Here is a 3847-nt window from a genome sequence, read left to right as displayed (position 1 = left end):
TGCTATATCTCTTCGTCCCGGAATGTCGGGACTACGAGGATGCCGCGACGATCAGGGCTAGATTTGGCGTTTTAAACATTCGATAAAAATTAAAAAAAATTCGTCGTGTACCATATACAACTATATAACAACCGATTACGTGTTTATTAAGTTTATAAAATTACTTATCTTTATAAAAAATGAAGTAACAAATGAACTGGAGTGCAAAGATTATAACCCATAAAAAAGTAAAGCGAATTGCCGTTTATTTTGAACAAAACATTCGAATGCAAGAAAAAGTAAAGGAGTGTGAAGGTGCACAATGGAGTACTACAAAAGCAGTATGGCACGTAGCAGATACTGTCGAGAACCGATTTAGATTTGACCTCCTACCCCACTCACAATCGCTACCATCCAGGGAAGGTATCGAGCAAATCGAAAAATTTAAAAATCATTTAAGATCACAGCGCTATAGTAGCAGTACTGTCGCGACATATAGCGATGCTTTAAGATCATTTTTGGTCTTTTACCGTGAGAAACCCATCAACGAAATAACAAATGAAGATGTGATTATTTACAACAACGACTATATTTTAAAAAATAAACTTTCGGCTTCTTATCAAAACCAAATTGTGAATGCCATCAAACTTTTTTTTCAAACTATTAGAGAAACCAAAATAGTGGTTGATAAAATACATCGTCCCAAAAGAGCTAAATTGCTACCAAATGTACTTAGTAAGGAAGAAGTAAAGTTGCTATTAGAGGCGCATAGCAACATTAAACATAAAACCATGCTATCAGTAATATACAGTTGCGGACTGCGATGTGGTGAACTACTAGCGTTAAAGCCAGCCGATATTGATTCAAAGCGCAATATCGTATTACTAAAAAATTCAAAAGGTAAAAAAGATCGCATCGTACCACTGAGTCCTAAGATACTAGACATGCTTCGTGACTATTATAAAATTTGCAAACCCAAGTATTATCTATTTGAGGGACAAACTGAGGGAAGAGCCTACGAAGCTCGAAGTTTGCAATTAATTCTAAAACAAGCCTTAAAAAAAACAGGTATTAAAAAGCCCGTAACACTTCACTGGTTACGCCACAGTTATGCTACACATTTACTAGAAAGTGGCACAGATTTGAGATACATACAAGAACTTTTAGGGCACAACAGCAGCAAAACTACCGAAATATATACGCATGTAAGCACAAAAAATTTACAGCAAATAAAAAGTCCATTTGATGATTTGTAAGTTTAAATTTATATATTTGATTTATAAATAAAGCGAAACAAACCTTCGCTTATCCACCCGATTATGGGTGTCTTTGAGAAGGTTTGTTTCGCCTATATACTAGTTAGCTGTAATCCTCTGAAAGCACCGCCAATAAAAGAAAAAACTGAAAATGATAAAACAAATTGACATAAAAAATGTAGCCACTTACGACAATATTGGTGTACAATTTGATGATTTAAAAAAAATTAATTTTATTTACGGTTCTAATGGTTGTGGAAAAACTACAATTTCAAATTTATTACACGACAAATCAGATCCAAAATTTAATAGTTGCACTTTAACTTGGCAAAATTCTATACCTTTAAAAACATTAGTTTATAACAAAGAATTTAGAGAACGTAATTTTGGAAAAGGAAAACTTAACGGAGTTTTTACACTTGGAGAAGCAACTGCTGACCAAATTAAAGAAATTGAAACAAAATCCGAATCGCTCAAAACAATTAAAATTGACGGAATTCAAAAACGTGAAACGTTAGATAAACTAAAATCAGAAAAAGAGAAATTAGAAAACGATTTTAAAGAAGCAACTTGGACAAAAGTTTACAAAAAACACGAAAACGTTTTTAAAGAAGCATATGGTTCTCACCAAAAAGAACCATTCAAAATTAAACTTCTACAAGAGTTTTCTAATAATAATTCTGAATTAGAAACGCTTGAAAGCCTAAAAGCAGAAGCAAAAACAATATTTGGTGAACAACCACAGAGAATAGATGAAATAAGCGAACTTTCGTTTGAAAGAGTTATAGATATCGAAGAAAATAAAATTTGGAAAAAAATCATCGTCGGCAAAGCCGACGTCGATATTGCCAAGTTAATTCAAAAACTTAATATAAATGATTGGGTTAATCAAGGTAGAGAATACATTGAAAATACTACTTGTCCATTCTGCCAAAAAGAAACAATTACGGAAGAATTTAAAACTCAAATAGAAAGTTATTTTGATGAAACATATTTGAATGATATTAAAGAAATCAAAGAATTAAAACAAGAGTATAATACTTTAACTTTAAACATCATTAACGTTTTAAATGGTATTGAAGTAAACCAAAGAGCTTTTAACAACACAAAACTTGATGTTGAAAAATTTTCAGCTTATTTGAAAACATTCATAAGTCAAAATACTGCAAACAATGAGTATCTAAACAATAAAATTAAAGAACCAAGCAGAAGTGTAGAATTAATTTCAATAAAAGAACAATCAGATTTACTTATAGAATTAATAAAGGAAGCAAATTTTGAAATAAAAAAACATAACAATATTGTAACTAACTATGCAACTGAAAAAAGCAATCTTATAAAGTCCGTTTGGAAATTTCTAATTGAAGAATATAAAACTGACACAACAACTTTCAACAGCAAAAAAGACGGTTTAGAGAAAGGAATTGCCAATTTAGAAACGCAATACAAAGCAAAGCAAGATGAATACAAAAAATTAGATTTTGAAATAAAAAGTCTAAATAAGAATGTTACTAGTATCCAACCAACTATTGACGAAATAAACAGAATTTTAAAATCCTACGGATTTTTAAATTTTGAAATCGTTCCAACACAGGAAGAAGGATTTTATCAAATTCAACGAGAAGATGGAACTATTGCAGAAACAACTTTGAGTGAAGGAGAAATTACATTCATCACTTTTTTGTATTATCTGCAATTGACAAAAGGTGGTATTTCAGAAGAGGAAGTAAACAATGAAAGAATTTTAGTAATTGACGACCCAATTTCTAGTTTAGACAGCAATGTTTTATTCGTTGTCAGTACACTTATTAAAGACATTATTAAAAATATTAAAGCAGACATTGGAAACGTGAGACAATTAATTTTGTTAACTCATAATGTATATTTTCACAAAGAAGTTTCTTTTATTGACGGAAGAACAAAAATTTGCAACAAAACATATTTTTGGATTTTAAGAAAGAACGACAAAATCACTAGTTTACAAAATTTTGAAATGAATAATCCAATTCAATCGTCTTATGAACTTCTTTGGCAAGAATTGAAAAGTAACGATGTAAAATCTACGTTGACAATTCAAAACGTAATGCGTAGAATAATTGAAAATTATTTTAAACTACTAGGTAAATACGGAGACGATGATTTAATTCTCAAATTCGTAACAAAAGAAGAACAAGAAATTTGTCGCTCATTAATTTCGTGGATAAATGACGGTTCTCATAGCATAAATGACGACTTATACGTTGAATTACAAGACAGAACAATTCAAGCTTATAAAAAAGTTTTTAAAGATATATTCATTTTGACAAAACACGAAGGACATTATAATATGATGATGAATTTAATAGAAGAAACAGCGTAAATATAAGGACTACAGCTAACAGCGGTTACAAGAAATGGCGAGAAAAGTGCAAAATTCACGTTTATTTTCCGCAAGAAATTTTATCTTAGCAGAAAAACCGCAGTTCCGAAGTTCGCCACTTCTTGTAGCCGCAAAACGTTATGGTAAATAGCTCTTTGGACGTGCTCAATTAATGTGATTTTAATTTTTTTAAGTGATGACTAAAAAAGTTTACAGTAAGCTGCCGGAAATAAAAACCTAGAGCAGCAAAATT

At 30.8% G+C, this 3847-nt stretch carries 2 protein-coding genes; both read left to right on the top strand.

The window, feature by feature from the left end; all coding sequences use genetic code 11:
- Nucleotides 1–191: 191 nt before the first annotated feature.
- A complete protein-coding gene (xerA, locus tag P8M54_RS10320; protein ID WP_300287749.1) occupies nt 192–1235 on the top strand; it encodes a site-specific tyrosine recombinase/integron integrase in 1044 nt (347 codons plus the stop codon).
- Nucleotides 1236–1386: 151 nt separating this feature from the next.
- Complete coding sequence (locus P8M54_RS10315) at nt 1387–3594, top strand: AAA family ATPase (protein ID WP_300287748.1); 2208 nt, start codon at nt 1387–1389, stop codon at nt 3592–3594.
- Nucleotides 3595–3847: the final 253 nt, after the last annotated feature.

The organism is Flavobacterium sp., from assembly GCF_029242675.1.
GTDB lineage: Bacteria > Bacteroidota > Bacteroidia > Flavobacteriales > Flavobacteriaceae > Flavobacterium.
Note: the sequence above shows the minus strand (reverse complement) of the source record. Positions and strands in the feature narration are given on the sequence as shown.